This window comes from Rubeoparvulum massiliense (genome assembly GCF_001049895.1).
Classification (GTDB): Bacteria; Bacillota; Bacilli; order Rubeoparvulales; family Rubeoparvulaceae; genus Rubeoparvulum; species Rubeoparvulum massiliense.
Genome location: NZ_CVPE01000004.1, coordinates 291,422 through 315,718 on the forward strand (window position 1 = coordinate 291,422; position 24,297 = coordinate 315,718).

Annotated in this window: 20 protein-coding genes; 8 read left to right on the forward strand and 12 right to left on the reverse strand. The window is 44.5% G+C overall.

The genetic code is table 11. From position 1 onward, the window contains the following. Nucleotides 1-9 precede the first annotated feature (9 nt). The 5 genes from BN1691_RS04005 to BN1691_RS04025 all read left to right on the forward strand — a co-directional run bounded on the left by BN1691_RS04005 (nt 10) and on the right by BN1691_RS04025 (nt 3,212). Complete coding sequence (locus tag BN1691_RS04005) at nt 10-576, forward strand: helical membrane plugin domain-containing protein (protein ID WP_048600928.1); 567 nt, start codon at nt 10-12, stop codon at nt 574-576. Between the two features lie 213 nt (nt 577-789). Then, nucleotides 790-1,191: a DsrE/DsrF/DrsH-like family protein gene (locus tag BN1691_RS04010; RefSeq protein WP_048600929.1), complete on the forward strand. Its 402-nt coding sequence runs from the start codon at nt 790-792 to the stop codon at nt 1,189-1,191. 22 nt (nt 1,192-1,213) lie between these two features. Further along, on the forward strand, nt 1,214-1,453 hold the full coding sequence (locus BN1691_RS04015; RefSeq protein ID WP_048600930.1) for a sulfurtransferase TusA family protein: 240 nt from the start codon (nt 1,214-1,216) through the stop codon (nt 1,451-1,453). Between the two features lie 42 nt (nt 1,454-1,495). Next, nucleotides 1,496-2,635 (forward strand): NAD(P)/FAD-dependent oxidoreductase, encoded by a 1,140-nt coding sequence (locus BN1691_RS04020; protein WP_048600931.1) that lies wholly within the window; start codon nt 1,496-1,498, stop codon nt 2,633-2,635. A gap of 13 nt (nt 2,636-2,648) precedes the next feature. Further along, nucleotides 2,649-3,212 (forward strand): helical membrane plugin domain-containing protein, encoded by a 564-nt coding sequence (locus BN1691_RS04025; RefSeq protein WP_048600932.1) that lies wholly within the window; start codon nt 2,649-2,651, stop codon nt 3,210-3,212. Nucleotides 3,213-3,322: 110 nt separating this feature from the next. Here BN1691_RS04025 and BN1691_RS04030 read toward each other — a convergent pair whose 3' ends face one another. Further along, nucleotides 3,323-4,666: a radical SAM/SPASM domain-containing protein gene (locus BN1691_RS04030; protein ID WP_048600933.1), complete on the reverse strand. Its 1,344-nt coding sequence runs from the start codon at nt 4,664-4,666 to the stop codon at nt 3,323-3,325. Between the two features lie 190 nt (nt 4,667-4,856). Between BN1691_RS04030 and BN1691_RS04035 the strand changes: the two genes are divergently transcribed. Continuing rightward, complete coding sequence (locus tag BN1691_RS04035) at nt 4,857-6,341, forward strand: DASS family sodium-coupled anion symporter (protein WP_048600934.1); 1,485 nt, start codon at nt 4,857-4,859, stop codon at nt 6,339-6,341. A gap of 141 nt (nt 6,342-6,482) precedes the next feature. Continuing rightward, entirely contained in the window at nt 6,483-7,571 is a 1,089-nt protein-coding gene (locus tag BN1691_RS04040; RefSeq protein WP_048600935.1) for a DUF418 domain-containing protein, read from the forward strand. A gap of 89 nt (nt 7,572-7,660) precedes the next feature. Here the strand turns inward: BN1691_RS04040 and BN1691_RS04045 are convergent, their stop codons facing one another. The 11 genes from BN1691_RS04045 to BN1691_RS04095 all read right to left on the reverse strand — a co-directional run bounded on the left by BN1691_RS04045 (nt 7,661) and on the right by BN1691_RS04095 (nt 22,392). Then, nucleotides 7,661-9,706 (reverse strand): methyl-accepting chemotaxis protein, encoded by a 2,046-nt coding sequence (locus BN1691_RS04045; RefSeq protein WP_048600936.1) that lies wholly within the window; start codon nt 9,704-9,706, stop codon nt 7,661-7,663. Between the two features lie 262 nt (nt 9,707-9,968). Next, nucleotides 9,969-11,573: an MDR family MFS transporter gene (locus BN1691_RS04050; RefSeq protein WP_048600937.1), complete on the reverse strand. Its 1,605-nt coding sequence runs from the start codon at nt 11,571-11,573 to the stop codon at nt 9,969-9,971. A 130-nt stretch (nt 11,574-11,703) separates the two neighbouring features. Then, nucleotides 11,704-13,041 (reverse strand): TrkH family potassium uptake protein, encoded by a 1,338-nt coding sequence (locus BN1691_RS04055; RefSeq protein ID WP_048600938.1) that lies wholly within the window; start codon nt 13,039-13,041, stop codon nt 11,704-11,706. Between the two features lie 210 nt (nt 13,042-13,251). Further along, nucleotides 13,252-14,748, reverse strand: a complete 1,497-nt coding sequence (gene glpK, locus BN1691_RS04060) for a glycerol kinase GlpK (RefSeq protein WP_048600939.1) — start codon at nt 14,746-14,748, stop codon at nt 13,252-13,254. A gap of 22 nt (nt 14,749-14,770) precedes the next feature. Continuing rightward, nucleotides 14,771-15,508: a glycerophosphodiester phosphodiesterase gene (locus tag BN1691_RS04065; RefSeq protein ID WP_048600940.1), complete on the reverse strand. Its 738-nt coding sequence runs from the start codon at nt 15,506-15,508 to the stop codon at nt 14,771-14,773. Between the two features lie 43 nt (nt 15,509-15,551). After that, nucleotides 15,552-16,907 (reverse strand): ABC transporter substrate-binding protein, encoded by a 1,356-nt coding sequence (locus BN1691_RS04070; protein WP_390621631.1) that lies wholly within the window; start codon nt 16,905-16,907, stop codon nt 15,552-15,554. A 33-nt stretch (nt 16,908-16,940) separates the two neighbouring features. Next, nucleotides 16,941-17,756, reverse strand: a complete 816-nt coding sequence (locus BN1691_RS04075) for a carbohydrate ABC transporter permease (protein ID WP_048600941.1) — start codon at nt 17,754-17,756, stop codon at nt 16,941-16,943. Further along, nucleotides 17,753-18,691, reverse strand: coding sequence for a carbohydrate ABC transporter permease (locus BN1691_RS04080; protein WP_082146993.1), 939 nt, complete (start codon nt 18,689-18,691; stop codon nt 17,753-17,755). The genes BN1691_RS04075 and BN1691_RS04080 overlap by 4 nt, the downstream gene beginning before the upstream one ends. Then, nucleotides 18,688-19,827 carry an ABC transporter ATP-binding protein gene (locus tag BN1691_RS04085; protein WP_048600942.1) on the reverse strand — a complete coding sequence of 380 codons (1,140 nt, stop codon included), beginning with the start codon at nt 19,825-19,827 and terminating at the stop codon, nt 18,688-18,690. Before BN1691_RS04085 ends, BN1691_RS04080 begins: the two co-directional genes overlap by 4 nt. Nucleotides 19,828-19,941: 114 nt before the next feature. Then, complete coding sequence (locus tag BN1691_RS04090) at nt 19,942-20,667, reverse strand: MgtC/SapB family protein (protein ID WP_076850095.1); 726 nt, start codon at nt 20,665-20,667, stop codon at nt 19,942-19,944. A 39-nt stretch (nt 20,668-20,706) separates the two neighbouring features. Continuing rightward, nucleotides 20,707-22,392, reverse strand: a complete 1,686-nt coding sequence (locus BN1691_RS04095; protein WP_048600944.1) for a glycerol-3-phosphate dehydrogenase/oxidase — start codon at nt 22,390-22,392, stop codon at nt 20,707-20,709. A gap of 340 nt (nt 22,393-22,732) precedes the next feature. Between BN1691_RS04095 and BN1691_RS04100 the strand changes: the two genes are divergently transcribed. Continuing rightward, nucleotides 22,733-24,085 (forward strand): MATE family efflux transporter, encoded by a 1,353-nt coding sequence (locus tag BN1691_RS04100; RefSeq protein WP_048600945.1) that lies wholly within the window; start codon nt 22,733-22,735, stop codon nt 24,083-24,085. Nucleotides 24,086-24,297: the final 212 nt, after the last annotated feature.

Sequence of the window (24,297 nt, forward strand, 5' to 3'; positions counted from 1 at the left end):
GTGGAGGACATGACCACAACAACTCCACAAGGAAATACTGCCACTCAAATGGAGAAGCTAAAAGACTTTACCGGTGCAGCCATGCAAGGACTGACCACAGATATGGTAAGTGAGCTTGCTGCAAAAGGCGTACGTGCTGTTGAGCTTCTTGATGAAATCGCACAGCCTGAAGTACTTGATCTGATGCGTAAATTGCCAGAGATGACCGCTAGCCTAGAACGAAGCATGGAGCTCATCCAACGCGTTGAATCCAATGGTACTTTACATACCTTAATCGAGCTAGGCGAAATGGTAGGAACCATGCGTGCTTCCATGACTGCTCCCATGGTTACCGATCTCGTGGAAAAAGGTGTGAAAGGTATTGAGATGGCTGATGAGATGTCACAGCAGCTCATACCATTACTAGAGCCCATGAATGACGCACTGCTAAAAACAGCTGGCGAATCAGTGAAACATCAGGCCCCCAGTAAAATGCAATTATTACGTGCCATCTCTGATCCAGATGTACGGATTGGACTCAATTTTCTCCTTACCTTTACGAAGAACCTGGGCGAAGCATTGCGTACATCGAAGTAGACATAATAAATAGCCGAACTTCCTTGTGGGAGTTCGGCTATTTTTGTTATATTCACACGTTAGCGACAGAAGTCTAGTACATACCCCCACCAGTATACAAATTCTCCTCACTTCCGCCACCATTCATCCACAGATTTACCCTACCCCGTATGGTATTCTTAACTCAGAAGGGATCCCTCAAACAAGTACACGATGCTAAAGGAGGAACAATTCATGTCAGAACAAGCTCCAGCAATGGCGATTATCTTAATGTCAGGTGATTTGGAAAAATTGCACGCAGGTGCACTCGTTGGTTCTGTTGCAGCCATGTCAGGAATGAAAGTTAGCATCTTTGTAACGATGAATGCCCTTGAAGCTTTCCTTAAAGAGAATGTAGAACAGCAAAACTTTACCGTAGGTACGGTAGGTACTGCTTTATTAGAAAAGAAGGTTCCTCTCTTTTATGACCTCCTTCGTGAAGGGAAAGAGATTGGCGACCTTAAGGTATATGGCTGCGCCATGGCCATGGATGTGAAAGAGTGGAAAAAAGAGGATATGGTTGACCTCTTTGACGATATCATCGGTGTGACAGCATTCCTTGGTTTAGCCCAAAACGCCCAAGTTGTTACGATGTAAATTGATGAAGGGGGAAATTAAAATGGCACAAGTTGAAGTTCAAAAAAGTATTGATGCACGTGGTTCATTCTGTCCTGGTCCTCTCATGGAATTGATTAAAGCTGTTAAAAAAGCCAATGTAGGCGATATAATTGAAGTCCTCTCCAATGATAATGGCTCCGCAGTGGATATTCCTGAATGGGTCAGCAAAATGGGGCATGAATTAGTTTATAGTGAACCAGATGGTGACCATTATAAGATTGCCGTTCGTAAGCTTCATTAATTACTTCACGGTATATGGGATAGATAAAGGGAGGTTATACGAATGCCAAAACGTGTAGTAGTCTTAGGTGGTGGTTCTGGTGGAACCATCGTTGCCAATCGTCTCGCTCGTCAATTAGATCAGCAGGTACGTGATGGTGACGTTGAGATCATTCAAATTGCCAATACAGAGAAACATATCTATCAACCAGGCTATCTATTTATCACCTTTAATGAACGGCAACCTGAACACTTTATTCGTAAGCAAGATCAGTTGGTTCACCGCAATGTAAAACTCATCTACGACAATGTGATGAAGATTGAACCAGAAAAAAATCTGCTGATTTCTAAGAAGAATCAATATCCTTACGATTATTTAGTCATCGCAACTGGTTCTGTACCGAACTTTGATAGCATTCCTGGCTTAGCGGAAGCCGCTTATGATTTCTATACGCTCGAGGGCTCCATCCGTCTCCGTGATGCCTTAGCCAAGATGGAAAAGGGTAAGATTCTTCTCACCATTGATGTTCCACATAAATGTCCTGCTGCACCCCTAGAAATCACCTTGATGCTCGATGACTACTTCCGTAAGCGTGGCATTCGGGATCAAATTGAATTGGTCTACACTTATCCCATTGGTCGTATTCACTCGCTGCAGCCTATTGCTGACTGGGCAACGCCACAGTTTGAAAAGCGGAATATTCAATACGAAACCTTCTTCAATCTTGAACGCGTAGATCCTGAGAAAAAAGTTGCGATTACCATGGATGGTGATGAACATCATTACGACTTGCTCATCTCCGTACCAGCTCACCAAGGTGCACCTGTAATTATCAACTCCAAGCTTGGAGATGAGGATGGCTTTATTCCTACAGACCGCTACACCTTGAAGATGGAAGGCTCTAATAATATCTATGTGGTAGGTGATGCAACCAATCTACCAATCAGTAAGGCTGGCTCTACTGCTCACTATGAAAGTGAAGTGGTTGTTCCTAATATCGTTAGCAGCATCCTGGGTATCCCAGAAACCAAACGCTATAACGGGAAAGTAGCATGTTTCCTAGAAAACAGTCTAGAAGATGCGAGTATGATTACATTCGATTATAATCATCCTCCCCAACCAGCTCCCACCTCAGAGCTACTACACTGGTTTAAAGCAGTATATAACGAAGTGTACTGGCTAAATGCCCGAGGAATTCTGTAAGGAGGTACTTGGCATGGCAAATCAAATCGAAGAGTCCAACCAGGCAGCTATGGAAAAATTAAAGGATTTCACAGGCGCCGCCATGCAAGGTCTCACAACAGATATGGTGAGTGACATGGCAGGGAAAGCTGTGAAGATGCTAGAGCTTCTTGATGAAGTAGCACAACCAGAAACCCTTGGAATGATGCGAAAATTACCTGAGATGAGCACAAGTCTCCAACGTAGCTTGGAGTTAATTCAACGGGTAGAATCCAACGGTACGCTACGTACCTTGATCGAATTGAGTGAAATGATCGGAACCATGAAGGCTTCCATGACAGGCCCGATGGTGACTGATATGGTAGAAAAAGGTGTAAAAGGATTGGAGATGGCTGATGAGATGTCACAAAAGCTCTCCCCTCTCCTTCAGCCGATGAATGAAGCATTGACCTTAACGGCTCAAGAATCCCTCAATCAACAGCCGCCTAGCAAGATGCAATTGTTACGCTCATTCTCTGATCCCGATGTACGTGCTGGTCTTCAATTTCTGCTTACCTTTACAAAAAACCTTGGACATGCATTACAAACAACTCGCTAACCCCTTATCATAGATGCATAAATAAACCCCTTACAGAAATAGCACCTCATACTTCCATGATGGAAGTGAGGTGCTATTTTTGGTTCAATCATTAGACGTGATTTCGATCATTAGACGTGATGTTGATTCCATAAGCGTTCTGCCGTGACTGCCCAATGCTCTGCAATCGGTTCGCACTTGCCTGTTAAGTCATCCACATCCTCTTCATCTAGAGGCTGAGTCGATATGGCTTCTGAGCGGTGAACCATCCGCTTTAGCGCCTGTGGATTATCCAATAAGGGGCAAGGCTGAAGATGATTATGATTAAACGGTTGTTCAACATGATATTGCATAAAGAGTGGAGAACGAAGTGCCTCAAGAAGCGAGCTCTCGCGAATATTCACATTGGAATAATGGATGAACGCACAAGGCTCTACATCCCCATTGGCATTGATGTGTAGATATCGTCGCCCTCCAGCAATACAGCCATCCACATATTCACCATCATTCCAGAAATCAATGATAAAGATAGGCTTAGTGCTCCGTAATTCCCGGACTCGATGATACATATACTCCCGCTGCTCTGGTGTTGCAACTAGATCCATCACAGCATCCTTCCCAATAGGCATATAGGTAAAATACCAGCCAAACATGCAACCCTTTTCCAGCATGAAATCAATATATTCTTCGGATGCAATGGTCTCTGCATTTTTCCTGTGATAGCAGGTAGAGAAGCCAAAGGGTGCTCCATGCTCACGAAGAATATCCATGGCTCGCATCACCTTTTGATAGGTACCTACTCCCCGTCGCATATCGGTTTCTTTTTCAAACCCTTCCACGCTAATGGCAAGCATCATATTGCCTGCTCGCACCATCTCCTCAGCAAATGCTTCATCTACCAGCGTCGCATTGGTAAAGGCTAGGAACATACAATCACTATGACGTTTTGCTATCTCGAGCAAATCATGTTTCCGTACGAGCGGCTCGCCACCGGAGAAAATATACATGTAGATGCCTAATTCTTCTCCTTCTTCAATAATACGTTCTAGTAATTGGTTGTCCATGGAGGCGTTCTTGTTATACTCAGCGGCCCAACAGCCAGTACAACGTAAGTTACAAGCGGCAGTAGGATCCATGAGAATAGCCCATGGAATATTGCATTGATATTTTTCCCGCATTCTCTCCTCCAACGGAATCCCCACAATTCCTGCATTCACCATGAAATTAATAAGAAACTTTTCCTGTACATGGGGATCCAGCTGGTTAAAAAAACGGTGAATATATTGATTCCAATTACTTTCAGGATTGCTCCAGGTTTTACGAAACCACGCAACCTTTCGCTCATGATCCTCTTTCGTTACAAGATGTTCTGCCCAATCGATAAGATGTCCAAAGTTCGCTTCTGGATTTTTCTCAAGATGTCGTATACCTTCCTTCACCAACTGCTGGCTTACAAATTGCTTTGCCTTACCCATTTCGAGTCATCTCCAATACAATGATTATCTACACAACGTTGAAATAGGACATTTAATTTTTGAACAAATTGTGAAAACGGATCAAAAGCACCGGTCAATATGCTAATATTTTACATGCCAGGATAGTAAAGTATTTCCTGTACATAAAGGATTGAAGTGCTAGTAAACCCCAAGGAAAGGAGTTTATATCATGTCTACTGAGCAACGAACTTCAAGCAACACACCTTTTAAACCGCTTTGGCTACTCATTGCAATCATCGTACTAGTTGGAATTCTTCTCCTTCCTACCCCAGCCGATCTTCCAGAGGCAGGTCATCGGGCATTGGCCATTCTTGGCTTCGCTGTGGTACTCTGGATGACGGAAGCTGTATCCTACCCTGTTAGTGCAGCCCTTCTCATCGGCCTCATCTCACTCATCATCGGCTTAGGACCAAGCATTGAGGACCCTAGCCAAATCATGGAATCTAAAAAGGCATTGAAATGGGCTCTCGAAGGCTTTAGTAGCTCTGCTGTAGCTCTGGTGGCTGGCGCCCTCTTTCTAGCTGCTGCCATGCAGGTTACAGATCTTCATCGAAGGATCGCCTTATTGATTCTCTCCCGTGTGGGATCGAAGACCAATCGTATTGTGATCGGGGCGATCTTAGTTAGTATTGTTCTCGCTTTCTTTGTCCCTAGTGCTACTGCCCGGGCAGGTGCCGTTGTTCCCATCTTACTTGGAATGGTCACTGCCTTTGGCTTATCCAAAAATAGCCGCCTTGCCGCGCTCTTGGTCATCACAGCGGTGCAAGCCATCTCCATCTGGAATGTGGGGATTAAAACCGCTGCCGCTCAAAACATGGTAGCCTTAGATCTCATTAGTAAGACTATGAATGTCTCCTTCACCTGGAGTGAATGGTTCATGTATGCTGCCCCTTGGTCTATATTGATGTCCATCATTCTCTATTTTGTTATGATGAAAACATTACCTCCTGAGGCCCATGAGATCACCAATGGTCAAGAGATGGTACGCCAACAATTACAGGAGATGGGGCCGCTAAAAAATACGGAGATCCGCCTTATCATTGTCTCCCTGCTGCTCCTTTTCTTCTGGTCCACCGAAGGGATTCTTCACGATCTCGACACTTCGACGACAACTTTAACCGCCATCGCCATTCTGCTTACACCAGGTATTGGCGTATTTAGTTGGAAAGAAGCAGAGGAAAAAATCCCCTGGGGAACCATCATCATGTTCGCTGTTGGTATCTCCATGGGAGGTATTTTGTTAAAGACTCAAGCTGCCGCATGGCTTGCTAATGGCTTCTTCAATCTGTTTGGTCTCAATGCCATGCCGATCTTATCTGTGATTGCCATTATCACCCTCTTTAATATTCTCATTCACCTTGGTTTTGCAAGCGCAACAAGCCTTGCATCCGTACTCATTCCCATTGTAATTGCCATTGTAGGAGCTCTTGAGCATGAAGGCCTAAACACACCAGGAATGGTACTGCTGCAACAGTTTGTTATCAGCTTTGGCTTCATCCTTCCCATCAATGCACCACAAAACATGCTTGCCTACGGAACAGGATCCTTTACTGTTAAGCAGTTTGTCCGAACAGGAATACCCCTTACAATTATTGCTTACCTAATGATTCTTCTCTTTAGTTCCACCTATTGGAAATGGGTAGGATTAATCTAATGCATTGACAGCGCCATCCCCATGAGGATGGCGTTTTTTTATGTGATTAAAGACAGAAGCCATCGTATAATAACAGTACCCATCTTTTTAGATGTATAACATACTTTTCATTAAACATATGACTTGGAAAGAAGGGCTCCCATGCATCCACTTGCAAAGACACAGCCAATCTCTCAGCAAGAACGCCTTATCTCCATCGACATTATCCGAGGTATCGCTCTATTGGGGATCCTATTTGTCAACTTCCCGCAATATACGTCAATCTACAATCAAGCAGTTCCAGCCTTTTATACGGGAATCGACAGTTATCTTCGACTCTTCTATGATCTCTTTGTTCAAACCAAGTTCTACACTATCTTCTCCTTTTTATTTGGCTGGGGCTTTTTCATTTTTATGAAACGAGCCGAACAACGCCAGGATCGGATCTACCTTCGCTTTTCTAGAAGAATGATCGTCCTGCTCCTCATCGGTTTACTTCATGAACATTTTTGGTTTGGTGATATTCTCCATGATTATGCCTTATTAGGCCTTGGACTGTTTCTTTTTTATCGTATTCCTGCTGAACTAACAGCTAGATGGGCACTCTTTATCTCGAGCCTTTTTATAGGAGGACAAGTTTTCAACTTATTAGCGGTGTTCTCTGATCAGAATAATCCCTTTCCTTGGTTGGGTGCCCCAGAGGTCTCGATCCTTGCCATGTTTCTATGGGGGATGGCTACGGGAAAGGCCCTGATCTTCGAAAGGGTGGAGATATGGATGCAATTCCTACGTAAGGTTCAATTAGGGGGGCTCCTTCTTACCATACCTGGATGGGTAGGAATCCTATATCTCTTTAATCAACCCGCCTCTATTCTGAATGACTATCTTCGCTATCTCTATGTCAACTTAACAGCCATTCCATTGGCTCTATGTTACCTCGCCACGTTAACGAAATTACTAACTCATCCCAACTTTTTTAAGCTGCTCCGTCCTGTTGGTTATGTAGGTCAGATGGCGTTAACCAACTACTTAATCCAAACAGTCATAGGCATGAGCTTGGTGCAGCTCCTTCACTTTCAAGATGAGATCCCTTTATCCAGTACATTTCTACTTACTTGGGTTATCTTCTCCGTACAGGTACTAATTAGTCGAAGCTGGCTAAAGAAACATCGCTATGGACCGTTGGAATATCTCTGGCGCTCCTTAACCTATGGAAGACTTCAACCCAACTCCCATCGATCCAATGCCTAAAAATAAACGCCAGCAAGTGGACGTTCCCACCTGCTGGCATTTTTTTAGTATAACCGTAGATTCGTTCTTGACTGAAGATAAACGATCGATTAGTTCTTCGTTTTGAAATGACCCATTACATCAGTAAGGGTATTGGATGCCTCATCTAGCTGACGAGCATAGACAGAAACCTGCTCGATCTGTTGCAGCTGTTCTTGTGCAGATGCAGAGACCTCCTCTGTTGCTGCCGAGTTCTCTTCTGCGCTGGCTGAGATCTGTTGGATAACATCGAGAATATGATTTTTGCGCTCCTCTACTTCTCCACCTAGTGCTGCCAGTTGCTCCACTTGAACACTCAGTTCTTGGACAGTCTGTGTAATATGACCAAAGGTCTTGCCTGTTTCCTGAACCGCCTCACCATTTCGTACCACAGCCTCTTGGCTTTCAGTAAATACTTTCACAGCCTCCTGTGCTTTGCTCTGGATCTGAGCAATTTTCTCATGGATCCCTTCTGTTGCTTTTGCTGTTTGTTCAGAGAGCGCGCGAATTTCATGGGCTACGATAGCGAAGCCACTTCCTGCTTCACCCACCCGTGCTGCCTCAATGGAAGCATTGAGAGAGAGAAGATTGGTTTGGCTTGTAATCTGATTAATAACATCAATAATTCCAGAGATCGCCTGACTGCTCTGTTCTACCTCTTGAATGATCACGCCAATGGCCTCGGTGGCTTGCTGATTGGCATTAAACCAATGTTGAAGTTCATCAATGGTAGCCATCCCTGTATTGCTAAGTTCTGCAGTCTTGATGGTGCTATCACTGATATGGTCAATGGTTCCTCCCATGATTTCTAAACGCTCTGCCATCTCTTGAATCTGCAATGCTCCCTGCTCAGTGGTGGTAGCCTGCATTTCTGTAGCCTTGGCAATCTCTTGGATGACCTGCGTCACCTCTTGTGTTGATTGGACTGTTTTTTGAGCAATCTGATCCAATTCTTCTGATGAGCGACTCACTTGATCTGCTGATTGAGAGACCACTTGTGCAGTATTATTTAAGCCTTGTGTCATGGTATTGAGAGCAACAGCTAATTGTCCCACCTCATCAGCACGATCAAGCTGAATCTCCCTAGTCAGGTCCCCTTCAGCAACCTTTTCTAATTCGCCTAACATCGTTGGAATCACTCGTAAGGTTTTCTTTAAGTAAATGAAGACTAAACCGATTAAAGCAAGAATCCCACCCAAGAAGTATAACAGAGTCATCTTCGTAAAGGACTGTAAGCCTGTGAGTGCTTCAGATGACTTAATTAAGCCACCCACTGACCATTTTGCAACTGACACAGGTGCATAGCCAATATACATCTCTTCTCCATCTACTTGAACCGTTTCAAGTCCTGATTCAAGGTTTAGCATCTTCGCTTGTTGTTTACCTAGATCGACGTTGACCTCGCCTAATTCTGCTAGAATATACTCTTCATTGGGATGGTAGATTAGCTTTCCATTCTCACCTAATAAGAAGGCATAGCCCGTATCCCCAAGATCATGGCTATTCATAATCTCTGGGATGGCATCTAATTTAATGTCGATGGCAACGAAGCCCAATAATTTGCCTTCTTCTCGTACCGCTTCGACCACGGTAACCACGAGCTTCCCTGTACTCTTGGCGATATATGCATCGGTAAATGCATAAGTATCACTTTTTACAGCTAATTGATACCAGGGACGAGTATGAATATCATAATCTGGCTTCGTTAAATATTGATCATTTCCAATATTATAATTTCCCTTTTCACTCGCGATGAACACTAAGGAGATAGCAGGATTAAGTCCCTTAATTTCATCCAGTGTCTTTTGAACATTTATATAATGTGGATTACTATGTGCCTCTTCTCTCGAATTGATCGTCCGTAGATAATTACGAATATCTTGATTGGTGTTCATCGCTTGAACGAGTGCTGTCTGCTCACGAAAAAAAGCATCCACTTGATCTGCGATAGAGGAACTCTTTAGCTCAAGTCCCTGCTCAATCTCTTCAGAAAGTGAGCGCTTCATATGTTGATACTGTAACAATGAAATTGAAGTAAAAATAATAACAGAAATGATGGACATCCAAATTGCAATTTTAGTAGAAAGACTTTGCATCCCTTTTCGATTGTTGGACAAAGAACTTCCCCCCTAGCTCCTATTGCGAATCAATTCCTTCTACCTCCTATTATCCCTGTTAAAACATAACTGTTACAATACTTTCCTTCCAACATTTATGTTACAGTTAACAATCATTCTTATAAGAGAAAAAAACATGGACACAGCAAATGTGTCCATGTTTGGAAGATACTTCAGATCATTTTTAAGATGGGTTTGCTCCCCTTCATACTAGGGATAACCACCAGAAGCTTCCCTACATCGGTCAGCGATTCCAATGGTGCTAACTACGTTGCTCCTCCCCATCAGCAACTTGGAGATGCTCCTCCCTTTTTGTTCGCAAGGGAATCTCCTGTAAGGCAAAGGTAAGGAGAAATGCTCCAGCAATCAGAAGAGAACCTGTGAGGAAGACTTGGGAAAGTGAAACGCTAAAAGCCTCCCGTATCATTTCGATCCATGAAAGCAACTGCTCTCGCTCAGTGTTGGGAAGCCCTTGCTGCAGGAGGGTTAGCTGTTCAGGATTCATTAGAACCTGCGGGTTATCAAGTTGAAGTTGCTCCCCATTAGGAAGACTCCATTCATGGATGTCTATACTGAGGGTAGATACTCTTGAAGCGATCTCTGTCCCCATCCGATAGCTTAATATCGTTCCAAATGCAGAAACACCAATGGTACCTCCTAATTGACGAAAGAGCTGAGCAGAAGCAGTTCCTACTCCCATCAATTGCGGACTGACTGCATTCTGGACCGTTAATACAAAGATGGGGAATGCCATTCCCAGGCCCATACCCGCTACAAGCATATTCATAACCAGAACCCAACTGGCTGTCTGAATACCCATCTGAGCAAGGGAGTACATGCCGATGGACATAATCGCTAATCCTATAAATGCCAGCATCTTATATTTCCCTGTACGCGTAATCAGATTGCCTGCTAATGTGCTAGCAAGTACCATGCTCAATGTCATAGGCATCATTAAAAATCCAGAGGTGGTTGCTGATTTTCCCAGTACCCCTTGAATATAGAATGGGATATAGATGGTGGCACCAAACATCCCTGCTCCAATGATGAAGCCAATCACATTAGAAATCGTAAAGATCCGGATACGAAATAGGCTGAGAGGAAGCACTGGATTGATCGCTTTGTTCTCTACGAGGAGGAAAAAAAGTAAAGCGAGCAAGGAGGTGCTAAATAGTAAAAGAATCTGCCAGGAAGACCAAGCATACTGCTTACCAGCCCAAGAGAAGGCTAAAAGTAGAGGAACAAGGGTGAACGTGATCAAGAGTGAGCCCCAATAATCAATGGCTGCCTTCGGCTTCTTCTTCGGGGTTGGAAAAAGCCGCCAAATGAAATAAAAAGCGATAAAACCGAAGGGCAAAAAAACCCAGAACACCCACCGCCACTGGGCATGATCAACGATCAAGCCCCCGAGGGTGGGTCCAATCAGACTAGCAATACCAAAGACGCTACTCATGAGCCCTTGCCAACGTCCCCGCTCCCGTGGTGAAAAGAGATCACCTACGGCAGCAAAGGCTGTAGACATGATCATACCAGCGCCTGTTCCTTGAATGGCACGAAACAGGATCAATTGAATGATATGGGTGGACATCCCAGATAATAAGGAACCTATCATAAAAATAAAAATGCCAATTAAGATAAAACGCTTTCTCCCATACATATCAGAGAGTCTGCCTACAAGAATGGCTGTGACGCTGGTGGAAAGCATATAGATCGTAAAGACCCAGTTAAAATAATTCATTCCTCCCAATTGGCTTACGATACGTGGAAGCGCTGTACCTACAATGGTTTGATTCAAGGCAGCAAAGAGCATTGCACTCATGATAGCAAGCATAATCATAATCCGCTCTCGCTGGGAAATTGACTCCATATCATCCCCCCTCTTTTTCTCTAACAGACATCAGCATATTGTGTATCAATCTTCTAAGCTTAGTTCCATTATTGGGTATTGATGACATTATACCGAAAATGTTTGAGCTCGACTATCCCGACTATAATGATCATCCGATGAGAATCTTCTCTTCAGCATAGCGAATTTTGGCTTTGCTTCGTTTCAGTGCAAGGGCATATGCCAAGGTTAATGGACCTAATCTGCCAATATACATGCAGACGATAATGAGCCCCTTCCCCATGGATGAAAGATCCGGAGTTAGTCCCATGGTTAGCCCTACCGTGCCAAAGGCCGATGTAACCTCAAACAAGATCTCAAGAAAATCTCTCTGTAAAGCATGCTCTGTGATCGTTAATAAGAGGCTGATTCCTAGCACTACCGTAGTCGAGATGATGATTACCGCAACCGCACGCAAGATTAAATCATGAGCAATACGGCGCTGAAAAACATGAACTTCACTCTCTCCTCGTGCTACTGATAAGACGGTAAAAAGTAAAATAAAAAAGGTACTCACCTTAATTCCACCGCCTGTGGACCCTGATGAGGCTCCAATAAACATGAGGAAGACCATGGTAAGTTGGGTTGGTGCTAACATACTGCTGATATCTATGGTGTTAAAGCCTGCTGTTCGCGTTACAACTCCTTGAAAATAGGCACCCCATAGCTTTCCATCCCACGTAAGTGCCCCCAAGGTCTTGGGATTATGAAATTCAAAGAGATAGACCACTAATGTTCCCAAGATCATTAATAATAGTGTGCCTACCAAGGTGATCTTGCTATGAAGGGAGTAACGTTGCCAACGATCCTTGTAAAAGATGTCCAACAGTACAATGAAACCAATTCCGCCAATAATAAATAGACTAGTAATGACCAGATTGACCACAGGGTCATTTACATAATCCATTAGATTATTGGACCAGAGCGAAAAACCTGCATTATTAAAGGCAGAAATGGCATGAAACAAGGCATAGTAAGCTGCCTTAAATAAGCCTAGCTCAGCGCTCCAACGTAATGTAAGAATAACTGCTGCTATCGCCTCAAAAGCTAAGGTTACATAAAAGATCCACTTTACCAGGCGTACTAATCCTCCATAGGACTCCGCCCTGGTTGACTCTTGTATTAGAATGCGTTGATGGAAGCCAATCTTCTTTCCTAATGCGATAGCAAACATCACACTAAAGGTCATAAAGCCTAATCCACCCACTTGGATCAGTAGCAAGATAATCATCTGTCCGAACCATGAAAAGTCATGACCTGTGTCCAATACCGTTAATCCTGTTACACAGACTGCCGAGGTCGCTGTAAACAAAGCATCGATAAAATCAATAGTATTACCTGATGAGGTTGCCCATGTGGTAGATAAAAGAATTGCGCCGATTAAAATGATGATTGCAAAGCCGATGAGCATCCACTGTGGTGGTGTGATACTTTCCTTTTTACTCCACATGCTTCCACCCCATTCCTTTCCTCGATTCCACATATTATTCCCGTTCAGCCACGCGGATAAACGATGAAGAAGGCATTACGAGGAGATAGGCTGAATGGAAGGATCGACGATCTAAGTGAAAAAAATCGTAGTGCAGATGTCCGCACTACGATTGAACCCCATTCATTATAAGAGTGATTCATAACTAATGGTAGCAGAAAGGATAAGGATCTACGACAGCTTGAACATCATTGCGGCATGGATTGCCTGCTTCCAACCAGCGTAAAGTTGTTCTTGCTGTAAATGCTCCATCTGTGGATGAAATTGGCGATCTACCTGCCAAGTGTGAGCAAGCTCTGCTTCATCTCGCCAGTACCCTACCGCTAGCCCTGCGAGGAAGGCTGCACCTAAGGCTGTTGTCTCCTTCATAACCGGTCGCTCCACAGGTACTTCGAGAAGATCACTTTGAAACTGCATGAGGAAATTGTTGGCAACAGCACCGCCATCTACCCGTAATGCTTTCAACTCCAGATCAGCATCCTCCATCATGGCCATCAGCACATCCTTCGTCTGATAAGCTAACGACTCCAAAGTGGCACGTACGAGGTGCTCCCGCCCTGTTCCTCTAGTTAATCCAAAGATGGCACCGCGTACCTCTGGATCCCAGTACGGTGTGCCTAGTCCAACAAAAGCTGGTACCACATAGATACCATCATTGGAAGCGAGATGCTCTGCCATCCCTTCTGTAACATCGGCATTCGGAATGATCTTTAGCCCATCACGGAGCCATTGAATCGCTGAACCAGCCACAAAGATGCTACCTTCTAGGGCATAGGTAATCTGGTCGTGAAGTCCCCAAGCGATGGTGGTAAGGAGACCATGCTGAGATCGTACCGGTGTGCTTCCCGTATTCATCAGCATAAAACAACCTGTACCATACGTATTCTTCGCCATCCCTGCCTGAAAACAGCCATGTCCGAAGAGTGCTGCCTGCTGATCTCCAGCAATTCCTGCGATGGGAATGGGATGACCGCCAAAGAGATCATGGATGGCGTAGCCATATACCTGAGAGGAAGGACAGACTTCTGGTAAGAGGGTGAAAGGAATTTGCAGAATATCCAGTAGCTCCTCATCCCAGCATAATTGATGAATATTATAAAGCAGTGTACGTGAAGCATTAGAATAATCAGTGATATGCACCTTTCCACCTGTTAAACGCCAAACCAGCCAGCTATCGATGGTCCCTGCTAATAGCTCACCACGTTCAGCTCGTTCTCGTGCACCCTCTACATGATCGAGAATCCAAGCGATTTTTGTTGCTGAGAAGTAAGCATCGATACGTAGGCCTGTTTTGTTCTGAAATAACTCCTCATAGCCAGCCTCCACAAGGCGATCACAAATCCCTTGTGTCTGTCGAGACTGCCAAACGATGGCATGGTAGAGAGGCTTGCCCGTCTTTTTATCCCAGATCACAGTAGTTTCCCGCTGATTGGTGATCCCAATGGCCACGATCTGTTGTGCACTCACTTCTGCCTGCTGCAGTACTTGCAAGATCACAGTTTCAATGGAATGCCAGATCTCCATGGCATCCTGCTCTACCCAACCAGGTTGGGGAAAATATTGGGGAAACTCTTGCTGGGCAATCTGAAGCGCTTTTCCTTGGTGATTAAAGAGAATTGCCCTTGAGCTGGTGGTTCCCTGATCTAGTGCTAGAATATACTGCTCCATCCTTTTCACCTCCTACTGAGCATCATTTATTATACGAGCGTTTAATCTCAAGTGCTTTCCCTGGATAGTCTGTGATAATGGCACTGATCTTTTGCTGAAATAGCTGCTTCATATGCTCCTCATGATTGACTGTAAAGGGGCGAACAGCCATCCCCTGCTGTAATGCTTCTATGCCAATGGGAGAGAATGCGATGGGATAATAACAATGCAGAGCTGAAGCACCGAGTCGCTTCGCATACTCCCATGGCTCAAACAGCCCCTCCATAAACAGAATACCCGTCTCCATCTCTGGAGCTAGCTGCTTTGTTTTGACCAAGCTATAGTGATTAAAGGAAGAGAGAATCACCCGATCCTCCAGCTGATGCTGACGGACAAGCTGAATCACCTGATCTTCAATCCCTTCATATTGGATATGATCTGTCTTCAATTCGATATTTACTTGTAGTGGCGTCTCACGAATCAACGTGAATACCTCTTCTAGCGTAGGAATGGTTTCCTGTTCATAGCTAGGGTGGAACCACGAGCCTGCATCCAACTGTTTTAACTCCTGCAATGAATGATCCTTTACAAAGCCCGTTCCATTGGTGGTTCGATCCACCTTCTCATCATGAATGACCACCACTTGCTTATCACGAGTTAAGTGAACATCCAGTTCAATCCCATCAGCACCCAGTCTAACAGCTTCTCTGAAGGCAGCCATCGTATTCTCAGGATGCGTTCCCTTACTCCCACGATGAGCGAAAATTTTTGCTTGATCCATTTTCATTCCACCTCGCGTGATCCTTCATCACATGAATCCTTACTTATTTCGCTATGCGATTGGCTGTCTCAATAATACGATTAGTTTCTTCCGCTGCACGGTTTAATGCTTCCTGTGGATCCATACCACCATAGAGATTCTCCAGTGCCGTGACCACCTGCTGACGTGATTCAGGAAAGACAGAAATCAGTGCTCCCTGCGTGGCATAGGATGGCTTCGTCGATTGTAATTGATCCACCGTCACCTTTAATTGGGGATATTGCTCCCATTGTTCCTTGACGAGATCTTGCTCATACGCTTCGGGATTGATGGCGAAATAGCCTGTACTCACATGCCATTTCGCCTGAATCTCTGGTGTGGTGAGGAATTTCATAAACTCCCAAGCCCCTGCTTGCTGTTCTTCTGAGATCCCTTTCGACATCCAGAGCGAAGCACCTCCTATGATTACACCTTGGGGTTCGAGCCCATCAGGATGAGGGATGAAGGCTACCCCAACATCAAAGCTTGCATTATCAATGGTCCCACGGGTCCCTGCAGATGAATCCATATACATGGCCACCTTTTCTGATTGAAAAGCTGCACGAATATCATCCCAATTGGTACCGAAATTGCCGAAGGTACCTGCCTTATTCATTTCATCAAGGAAGCGGAAGATACGTAGGCCTTCCTCTCCATTAAAGACTGCCTCAGTCGCGGTGACACTCCGACCATTATCATTATTCACATAATGACCACCCTGGGTCGCCAGTAGCTGTTCGAAGAACCAACCATAGGTAAGCATGGAAAAGCCATATCTTTCGGTGACATTACCATTCTTCTTCGTCAGCTGAGCTGCCACCTCCTGGATTTCTGAATAGGTTCGAGGCGGATTCTCAGGATCTAGCCCTGCATCACGAAAAGCATCTTTATTATAGATCAAGACCGGTGTCGATGAGTTAAATGGCATGGAATATAATTTCCCATCAATGGAGTAGTAGGAGATAATATTAGATTCTAACTGGGAAAGATCATAGCCATCCTTTTCAATAAAGGTATGGATGGGCTCAATGAAACCACTATCAATCATAAACTTCGTCCCAATCTCAAAGGTTTGAATAATCGTAGGAGCATCCTTCGTTCCTCCTACAGGTCGGAACTTCGTTAATGCCTCATCATATGATCCTTGGAAGATGGGTTCAACAAACACCTTATTCTGTGACTGATTGAACTCATTTACAACACTCTCCAAAGAATCCTTGGCATTACCGCCCATGGCATGCCAGAAGGTCACCTTTACCTTCCCATCGCTGGTTTTCTCTGTCGATGCTGTACCCTCCTTACTACTGCATGCAACCAAACTCCATGTTAAGAGGATGGTTAACATGATTACACTTCCCATCCGTAAATAGCGCTTTAACATCGTTTCTCACTCCTCACCATCACTTTTCATGCTTTATTTAATTGCTCCTTGCGTTAAGCCTTTTTGAAGTTGCTTTTGCCCTGCAAAAAGTAAGAGTAAAGACGGGATCACAACAACAATTGCTCCAGCCATCACCACCCCCCAAGCGGTACTTATTTCTTGACTCTGCATCTGCTTAAGACCAATCTGTACTGTTCGTACAGCCTTTTCATCATTGGTCACTAGCAAAGGCCATAGATACATATTCCATGTCGTTAGAAAAGCATAAGCACCTAAGGTGACGAAGCTGATTCGAGAGACAGGAACCACCACGCGAAGATAGATTTGGAAGCGATTCAAGCCTTCCATCTGGGCAGCTTCAATCAGCTCATAGGGAATGGTTTTAAAGTGCTGACGCAATAAGAAGGTGCCAAATGCCGTGGCGAAGAAGGGTATGGTCAATGCTGGTAAACGATCGATCCAATCGAGCTGTTGAATGGTTAGGTAGTTGGGAATCATCGTAGCTTCCCAAGGGATCATCATCGTAGAGATGAAGAGAAAGAAGAGAAAATTCCTTCCCTTGAACTGAATAAAGACAAAGGCATAGGCTGCTAAGCTTGCAATCACTAATTGACCGATCATAACCAAGAAGGAGACTTGGAAGCTGTTCCAGAGATAACGCAGCAAGGGTACGCTCATGAAGGCTTGCACATAGTTATCCAATTTCCATGAATTAGGAATGAAAGTCCCACGCAAAATCTCTGCCCCATCCATGAAGCTAATCATCGATGCAACGATGATGGGAAAGAAAAGGATGAGTGCTGAGATGGTTAATAAACCATAGTATAAAACCTTTTTGAAGGGACTCATTGATAATGCACCCTTTTCTCACCCAGTTTGAATTGGAGGATGGTCACCACAAGGATACATAGAAAGAGGAGTACGGCCTGTGCACTGGCTGTCCCAAACTGGTAGTTGATAAAGGCATCACGATAAATGGAATAGACGATTACATTGGTGGCATTGGAAGGACCACCCTTCGTTAAAATATCCACTTGTCCAAACGTTTGAAAGGAATTGATTAAGGTGATGGTCATTACAAAGAACAGGGTAGGCGAGAGCATTGGCAAGGTGATCCGCCGTAACTGATACCAGTAGTTAGCACCATCAATCCGAGCACTCTCATAGAGATGCTCATCAATATTCTGTAGTCCTCCCAATAAAATTAAGAAGGTAAAGCCCGTGTTCATCCAGATCGTAATAATAGCAATTGAGATCAATGCCCAAGTGGGATCGAGCAACCATTCGATCTGCTCTAGTCCGAACAAGGCAAGGAGACGGTTTAGTACACCGATGCTTGGATGGAAAAAGAAAAGCCAGATCACCGATGAGGCGGCTACTGAGATCCCCATGGTGGAGGAGAAGATGGTTCGGAAAAAGCCAATTCCCTTCAGCTTCTCATTGGCTAATAAGGCGAGATATAAGGCCAGCATCACACTGGATGGTACCGTATAAATGACAAAGAGAAAGGTTGCCTGAACACTTTTGGCAAAACTTTCCGATGTCAATAGATATGTATAGTTCTCTAAACCAACAAAGAGCGCGGGATCACCTCGTTGGTCGGTTAAGAAAAAGCTTAAGTAGATGGTCTTCACCATGGGATAAAAGACAAAGATGGTGAAGAGAATGATGGATGGTAAAAGATAGAGTAGGGCAACGCGTAGTCCCACTGTTCTCTTCCACCAATTCAGTTGAGAACGTTGCTTCAGCTCAAGCTGAGGTTGAAATTGAGCATGATGATTCATGCCATCACCTCATCTGCAAGTAAGGTCCGTTCACCATTAGCTGGCGCCTTTAGTAGCTTGCCCGTCTCGCCATGAAAGAGACAGAGTGCCTGATAATCCAAACGGATCGGGAGCTGATCCCCAACTTGAACACGCCATTGCCCACTCCACTTTGCATGCCAAGCCTGCCCTTGTACCTGGAATGTCGCAATGGTCTCATGACCTAAAACCTCAACATTGATAATCTCTACAGTGCTCTGATTGACTCCAATGCCCTGGCCTGACCCCTCAGCCGGTTGAATCAATTCAGGTCGGACACCAACGATGATCTTCTCGCCATCTCGAAGGGGAAGAGATGAGGATGCAGGGACAGGAATCGAAGAAAGCCCTTCGAGCTGAATGGAGCCCTGCTGAGACCAGTAGGCTTCAGCTAGATTCATCGGTGGTGAACCAATAAAAGTGGCAACAAATGGGTTGGCTGGCTGATTGTAAATCTCCAGTGGTGTGCCTATCTGTTGTACTATGCCATGATCCAATATCATCATGCGATCGCCCATGGTCATAGCCTCGATCTGATCGTGGGTCACATAGATCATGGTGATCCCTAAACGCCGTTGAATCTGACGAATTTCTGAGCGCATATAGGCACGTAGCTTCGCATCCAAATTGGATAATGGCTCATCCATTAAGCAGATAGGGGACTCATTCACAATGGCACGAGCAAGCGCCACCCGCTGCCGTTGCCCACCTGAAAGCTCACGAGGCTTTCGCTTTAAATAAGGCATAAGGCCAAGCATCTCTGCCACATCAAAGCAGCGCTTCTTCCGCTCTACCTTCGGCACCTTCCGAACCTTTAACCCAAAAACAATATTCTCCTCCACTGTAAGATGAGGATAGAGTGCATAGTTTTGAAAAACCATGGAGATCTCTCGTTTACTGGGGTGTAGCTGGGTTGCCAAAGTATTCCCGATATATAATTCACCAGATGTAATCTCCTCTAACCCTGCAATCATTCGAAGCATGGTGCTCTTCCCACAGCCCGAAGGACCAACTAGAACAAAAAACTCGCCTGGCTCAATGGTGACATTCACATTTTGAATGACGGTTGTTTTTTGATCATATGACTTGGAAATATCCCTTAGTTCTACTTGTTTCACGCTAGATATCCCCCTCACCATTACTTTCTCTGCTCCAGTTGGAACATCTCTCATCTTACGATAACTTATTCAATTCCATGTCAATTTATTGTAAAAATATTTATAATTTTGCTTTCATTCCCGTTCCTTTCCACTATAGGAGAGGATGGGCATCTCACATTCTACATGCTTGACCCCTGCAACCATCTTTAATTGTGCAGTAACATTGGCCCAATCGAAACGGGCACTATAACGCCCTCGAATACCCACACCAAGCCGCCCTTCTTCAAGTAGATCATGATCGGAAACCGTCAAGTGCTGAACATCCATCCCATGCTCCCTGACAATCTTTAAGATTTGATGGATGAGACCCGGTCGATCATCCATCACTATCCAGAGCTCACTAAGCTTCTTCGGAACTAAGAAGCGCCCTTCAATCTCCCCGAGAATACTTACACTAAACAAGACCAAGAGCGTTGTGACAATGGCAGGTGTATAATAGCCAGCCCCTACACATAAGCCGATGGCAGCTACTACCCAAAGCATAGCTGCTGTGGTTAGGCCAGTAACGATGTGATTGGCTTGTCGGAGAATGGCACCTGCCCCTAAGAATCCAATCCCACTGATTACACCATGAGCCAGTCGTGTTGGATCAAAGCGAGCATTGGGATGGTTCTCCACATCAAGAAAGCCATAGGTGGATAGCATCATCACCAAGGCAGAACCTACTGAAACCAGTAAATTGGTTTTCAAACCAGCTTGCTTATTCCGAAGATCACGCTCCCAGCCGATCAAACCGCCTAAGATGGCTGCGAGAATTAAGCGACCTAGCATGGTGATGGTATCGATGTTTTCGATCATGACCGTAGCTCCTTTCATGTCAATGTTGCACTACACAATCTATGAAGTCGGGACAGCTGATACCACTGCTTCCAACTCTGTCATCAGTTCATCGCGATAGTTTTGTTGGACCTCCTTCGACCAATGAAGGTATGCTGCCATATAATCGATAATCTGTTCCTTCCACTGCTGGACCATCTCAATATTGAAGAGAAGAGCGCCACTTCTCCGAATCAAAAAATCACTGGGCTTCACCACCATCTCATACTCCATTCCATACTGAAGTGGAACAAGGATATTTAAGGGGATTGAAATTTCTCCGTCCAAGGAAGATGCCTGCTGTTCTGCAGTGAAGTGGCGATAAATCTGAAATAGACGATCGATATTCGAACCGTACTGATTGATCCAATACTCTGCTTCCTCTTTCGTTAAGCCAAGATCCATACCTTCCCTACACTTTTGCAAAATGAATTGTGAATATCCATGGGAGCCTCCCACTTCACCTCCTGAGATGGGTAATTCCTTCGTACGACATGGACCTATCTCACCGAAACCTATCTGTTGTAATTGAGCAACTACTTGGTTCACAACATTCTCTGCCATTTTCCGATATCCCGTTAATTTTCCTCCTGCAATGGAGATGAGACCACTTGGTGAAATGAAGATCTCATCCTTCCGCGAGATTTCCGAAGGATCACGACCTTCCTCATGAATCAATGGCCGTAACCCAGCCCAGCCCGATTCCATATCCTTTGGCTTGATTTTCAGCTCTGGAAAGATATAATCCACCGCACGTAGCAGATAGTTGAGGTCAGCCTCTGACATTTGGGGTCGAGCATAATCGCCATCATAGTTGGTGTCCGTAGTACCTACATAGGTTTTCCCATCACGGGGAATGGCAAAAACCATTCGTCCATCGGGTGTATCAAAATAGACTGCATGAGATAAGGGAAACTTTCCTTGATCGAAAACAAGATGTACACCCTTCGTTACATGTAAGGTCTTCCCTTGCTTCGAGCCATCCATCTCCCGTAGGTAATCCACCCAGGGTCCTGTGGCATTAACGATTTTTTTAGCATTAATTTCATACTGTTCACCTGTAAGCTGATCCTCCGCAACGACACCGACCACTCGGTTCTCTTCATAGCGTAGCTGAACCACCTTGGTATAATTAACCATCTCCGCTCCGTAGACTACTGCGCTCTTTAATACCTCAATGGTTAAGCGAGCATCATCAGTACGATACTCCACATAGAGCCCGCTCCCTCTTAACCCTTCTTTCTTTAGACTAGGAACCAATTCGAGGGTCTCTTCTACATTGAGCATCCGCCTTCGTTCAACGCCTTTCACTCCCGCTAATCGATCATAGAGCCATAACCCTAATGATGTGCTGAGTGGACCAAATGTACCACCTTCATAAAAGGGAAGAAGCATCCACTCTGGCTGTGTCACATGAGGGCCATTTTCATATACAATGGTCCGTTCCCGTCCTACCTCAGCTACCATCTTTACTTTTCCTTGCTTAAGATAACGAAGACCACCATGAACGAGCTTCGTGGAACGACTAGATGTTCCACTAGCAAAATCCTGCATCTCTAAAAGAGCTGTCTTCAATCCTCGTGTTTGAGCATCCAAGGCAATACCTGCTCCTGTAATTCCTCCGCCAATGATTAATAGATCATATGCTTCCTTCTCCATAGCTTGAAGCATATGTACGCGTTGCCTTGCTGACATTCCGCTAGACATTGTAAGCCTCCTCTTCTGATATTCTCCTCTTTTTTCCATTCAATATTTCTAGCATCCCTTTTTAGTGCCTTCTCTCTATAAGCAATTCATTTATATGAAGGAAAAATAAAAGAGAACGCCAACACCCTACCAGGAATGGTGTAGGGCAACGTCTCTCTCCATTTATAGACATTATTTTACTTTTCGATTATAGTGTACCATCTTTTGATATTTTATGCTATATAGGTTACTTACTTTCCATTCCCATTTACTTTCTTTCTCCGCTATGCTACTATCCTACGTATCGTAGTTGATCGGATGCATATGCACTAGCATATGTATGACGTAAGGAGTGTTATCTATGCAGCAGACCTACTCCCTCCAAGAAAAAATCTCTCAATTCTGGATCATCCTCTTTCCCATCTTCATCTCGCAAATCGGCCTTTTCTCCATGAATATCGTAGATACGATGATGTCAGGGCATGTAGGTCCGGGCGAACTGGCTGGAGTTGCTATTGGCTCTAGTCTATGGCTACCCATCTTCGCTGGTTTGAATGGGATCTTCATCGCCATGACGCCCATTGTTGCACAACAATTAGGCGCAGGCGAGCAAAAAAAGATCGCCTTCTATGTTCGACAAGGTCTTTATGTGGCTGTCGTAATCGCCCTTTTCGTCTATTTCATTGGGTTCTTTCTCCTAGACATCATCTTAAATGGGATGAGCATTGAAGAGCATGTCCGCTACGTGGCGAAGCATTACTTGATTGGTTTAACTACAGGAATCATCCCACTATTTATGTTTCAGATCCTACGGTCAACCATCGATGCGTTGGGACATACTCGCGTTACCATGTTTATTACTTTGATTGCACTCCCTGTCAATGTTCTACTGAACTATCTTCTCATCTTTGGTAAGCTAGGTTTCCCGCGCCTAGGCGGGATCGGTGCAGGATATGCTACAGCACTTACCTATCTCTTTATCGTTCTCGTCACAGGATTCTTGCTTCGAAGACTTCCAGCACTTAATGAATATCAAATTTTACAGGGACGCTTTCCTGTGGACTTAGCAGTTTGGAAGGAGCTATTAAAGGTAGGTATGCCCATCGGCCTTGCTCTTTTCTTTGAGACTAGCATCTTTGCTGCTGTTACCCTCTTGATGAGTTCATACGATACCATTACCATTGCATCTCACCAAGGAGCCATGACGTTTGAGTCCTTCCTCTACATGGTACCCTTAAGTATCTCCATGGCACTTACCATCGTCGTGGGCTATGAAGCTGGCGCAAAGCGTTACCAAGATGCCAAAGTATATATTCAGATTGGTATTACACTTGCTGTATTGTTTGGCTTATTACTTGCTGTATTCATCTATCTCTTCCGTGCTAATGTGGCGGGGTTCTTTACAAAGGATCATGACACGCTTCTTCTTACCCAACATTTCTTGATATATGCCATCTTTTTTCAGCTTTCCGATGCTGTTGCAGCACCATTACAAGGTGCATTACGAGGCTTCAAGGATGTGAATTGGATCTTTATCATGGCGATGATTTCCTATTGGATTATCGGCCTACCTCTCGGCTTTATATTGTCCAACTATACCTCACTTGGTCCATTCGGTTATTGGGTGGGATTGATAACAGGCCTTGCTGCTGGTGCAGTAACCTTGAGTGGTCGGATGTTCTATCTCCTGCGTCAATTACAGCATCATGCATAAAGGGAGAAACAAACATAAAAAGTACCGATCAACGGGATCGGCACTTGTCGAGAGGAAAGCTATGGAGGTTACGAAATTAAACTACTTGTCCATGGCAAAAATAGTAAAATCTACATGTTATCTTGGGAGGGTAACTTCCATTACCTGATTATTGAGAATCGTCTTGTAATATTGCTATAATCTTTCTAATATAGAACTTATTAGATGCAGTA

Bases quoted from the DNA above. Each gene is read 5' to 3' on its own strand.
- BN1691_RS04070 (WP_390621631.1), bottom strand. From the start codon at position 16,907: ATGTTAAAGCGCTATTTACGGATGGGAAGTGTAATCATGTTAACCATC.
- BN1691_RS04020 (WP_048600931.1), top strand. From the start codon at position 1,496: ATGCCAAAACGTGTAGTAGTCTTAGGTGGTGGTTCTGGTGGAACCATC.
- BN1691_RS04035 (WP_048600934.1), top strand. From the start codon at position 4,857: ATGTCTACTGAGCAACGAACTTCAAGCAACACACCTTTTAAACCGCTT.
- BN1691_RS04030 (WP_048600933.1), bottom strand. From the start codon at position 4,666: ATGGGTAAGGCAAAGCAATTTGTAAGCCAGCAGTTGGTGAAGGAAGGT.
- glpK (WP_048600939.1), bottom strand. From the start codon at position 14,748: ATGGAGCAGTATATTCTAGCACTAGATCAGGGAACCACCAGCTCAAGG.
- BN1691_RS04005 (WP_048600928.1), top strand. From the start codon at position 10: ATGACCACAACAACTCCACAAGGAAATACTGCCACTCAAATGGAGAAG.
- BN1691_RS04040 (WP_048600935.1), top strand. From the start codon at position 6,483: ATGCATCCACTTGCAAAGACACAGCCAATCTCTCAGCAAGAACGCCTT.
- BN1691_RS04025 (WP_048600932.1), top strand. From the start codon at position 2,649: ATGGCAAATCAAATCGAAGAGTCCAACCAGGCAGCTATGGAAAAATTA.
- BN1691_RS04065 (WP_048600940.1), bottom strand. From the start codon at position 15,508: ATGGATCAAGCAAAAATTTTCGCTCATCGTGGGAGTAAGGGAACGCAT.
- BN1691_RS04100 (WP_048600945.1), top strand. From the start codon at position 22,733: ATGCAGCAGACCTACTCCCTCCAAGAAAAAATCTCTCAATTCTGGATC.
- BN1691_RS04095 (WP_048600944.1), bottom strand. From the start codon at position 22,392: ATGTCTAGCGGAATGTCAGCAAGGCAACGCGTACATATGCTTCAAGCT.
- BN1691_RS04090 (WP_076850095.1), bottom strand. From the start codon at position 20,667: ATGATCGAAAACATCGATACCATCACCATGCTAGGTCGCTTAATTCTC.
- BN1691_RS04080 (WP_082146993.1), bottom strand. From the start codon at position 18,691: ATGAATCATCATGCTCAATTTCAACCTCAGCTTGAGCTGAAGCAACGT.
- BN1691_RS04015 (WP_048600930.1), top strand. From the start codon at position 1,214: ATGGCACAAGTTGAAGTTCAAAAAAGTATTGATGCACGTGGTTCATTC.
- BN1691_RS04055 (WP_048600938.1), bottom strand. From the start codon at position 13,041: ATGTGGAGTAAAAAGGAAAGTATCACACCACCACAGTGGATGCTCATC.
- BN1691_RS04010 (WP_048600929.1), top strand. From the start codon at position 790: ATGTCAGAACAAGCTCCAGCAATGGCGATTATCTTAATGTCAGGTGAT.
- BN1691_RS04050 (WP_048600937.1), bottom strand. From the start codon at position 11,573: ATGGAGTCAATTTCCCAGCGAGAGCGGATTATGATTATGCTTGCTATC.
- BN1691_RS04075 (WP_048600941.1), bottom strand. From the start codon at position 17,756: ATGAGTCCCTTCAAAAAGGTTTTATACTATGGTTTATTAACCATCTCA.